2 protein-coding genes are annotated in these 2,102 nt (G+C 50.2%); both read left to right on the forward strand.

The annotated features are described in order from the left end of the window. The coding region (locus H7F08_RS15190; RefSeq protein ID WP_193640996.1) for a transposase at positions 1-240 on the forward strand (240 nt) is incomplete at its 5' end. Between the two features lie 671 nt (positions 241-911). Next, on the forward strand, positions 912-2,021 hold the full coding sequence (locus H7F08_RS15195) for an NRAMP family divalent metal transporter (RefSeq protein ID WP_227487919.1): 1,110 nt from the start codon (positions 912-914) through the stop codon (positions 2,019-2,021). The last annotated feature ends 81 nt before the right edge of the window (positions 2,022-2,102 follow it).

The following is a 2,102-nucleotide window of genomic DNA, read 5'->3' on the forward strand; positions in this document are numbered from 1 at the left end:
CCGGAAACCCTTCCGAAAAATGTGCCCCCTATGCCAGCGATGATACATCGTCTGAAGACGCAGGCAGGCCGAAGTGTTTACCGTCTGCGCAAACAAACGGTAGAACCGGTCTTCGGTATTATCAAATCGGTGATGGGATTCCGGCAGTTCTCCTTGCGCGGCCTGCGTCAGGTTCAGGGAGAATGGAGTCTGGTCTGCCTGGCGTGGAACATAAAACGCATGGCCGTATTGCGTCCGTAGGACAGGAAAATGCAGATAAACCGCAAAAAACAGGGCAATAATGACCGAAAAAGACTCAAAACGAGTGATTTCAAAAAATTCGGGGCGAAATTTGACGGTGGTCTGAAGTTAAAACCGACGGGCTGCTAGACATAGGAGTAAACTTTATTTCCAAATTGGTATTCTACGCTTTTAACAATCAATAGGTTGAGGTGTATTCAGGAGCAAACTTTATTACCCGTGAACACTCGTGGCACATATTACCGGGATGTCGCCACCGATTATGAAGGGCGCACTCAAGCGCAATGCCGCCGCTGGATAAGAAAGCTGATCAAGTTCGGATTCCTGCCCGTTCCGGTATAGCCGCTTTCAGATCCCATAAAATGGCCCTTACAGACCAAAGGCTTCTGTGCCCGTACCCCCACCTCTTTCACATTGTAACTCCAGGATCATACCCGCCAAAAATATCGGTATCGCCTGCAACCTTCATCGTTTATTGACCCACTGGATCCAATATTGAGGTGCCCAACTAAACTGTACTGCTTGACTAAAATAACAATAACAGTAATCATTCTCGTTAATATTCATTAAGCGAGAAAACCCCCATGTCTTTAGCCCCCTCGATGTCCCCTGCCCGTAAATCTTTTCGTTGGAAAAGCTTTCTAGCGGTTCTTGGTCCCGGGCTGGTAGTTATGCTAGCTGATACGGATGTTGGCAGTGTGGTGACGGCCGCGCAAAGCGGCGCTCAATGGGGATACAAATTATTGCTGTTGCAGTTCATCCTGATGCCTATCCTGTATCTGGTACAGGAGATGACGGTGCGTCTCGGCATTTTTACCGGGAAAGGGCACGGTGAATTGATTAGCGATACCTTCGGAAAAGGTTGGGCCTACCTGTCTGTAGCGGGACTCTCCATAGCGACTACTGGTGCGTTGCTGACGGAATTCTCCGGAGTGGCAGGGGTTAGCCAATTGTTCGGTGAACCCCGAGCCTTGGGAGTTGTCCTGGCAGTGGTGACCTTGCTGGTCATTGTATGGACAGGGTCTTATCGCCGGGTCGAGCGGATTGCCTTGTTCATGGGGGCATTTGAATTGGTGTTCTTTGGTATTGCCTGGGTCAGTCATCCTGATCTGCATGCTGTTTTTGAAGGCCTCACCCAAGCACCACTCGGCAATTCCGATTACATGATGCTTATCGCAGCCAATATAGGCGCCGTCATTATGCCTTGGATGATTTTCTATCAGCAGTCGGCTGTCGCAGACAAAGGCTTGCATCCAGAAGACTACATCCCGGCACGCTGGGACACGGCGATTGGTTCTGTAGTGACTCAGGCCATCATGGCAGCCGTTCTGATTGCTACGGCTGCCACAATAGGAAGTACTAATCCTAGTGCGCCCCTGAATACTGTTCAGCAAATCGCCCATGCATTTATGCCTTATCTGGGCGACACATGGGGCCGCATCATATTTTCTTTTGGCATTATCGGTGCAGGCATGATTGCTGCGATTGTCGCCTCGCTGGCCGGCGCCTGGGGTTGGGGAGAGGTTACTGGATTCAAACATTCTCTTGAGCATCACCCTCTGGAAGCACCTTGGTTCTATGGGGTATATACAGCCATTATCATAGCTGGAGGCTTGGCGGTAATCCTCATCCCCAATCTGGTCACTTTAGATATCGCCGTAGAGGTCATGAATGCCTTTTTGCTACCTCTGGTGTTGGGATTTCTAGTGGCATTATCAGTCAAAGGGCTCCTCGCTACTTGGAGTGGATACGAGGGTACGGTAGTCTTAGGGCATTGCTGATCTAGGGAAGGTTAATGATGGACGAAGACAAGCTGTTTACCTTGGCGTTGGGGTTGGTTCCGCCGTGGWTGGTGGATCATG

The organism is Acidithiobacillus sp. HP-11 (genome assembly GCF_015100075.1).
Taxonomy (GTDB): Bacteria; Pseudomonadota; Gammaproteobacteria; order Acidithiobacillales; family Acidithiobacillaceae; genus Acidithiobacillus; species Acidithiobacillus thiooxidans.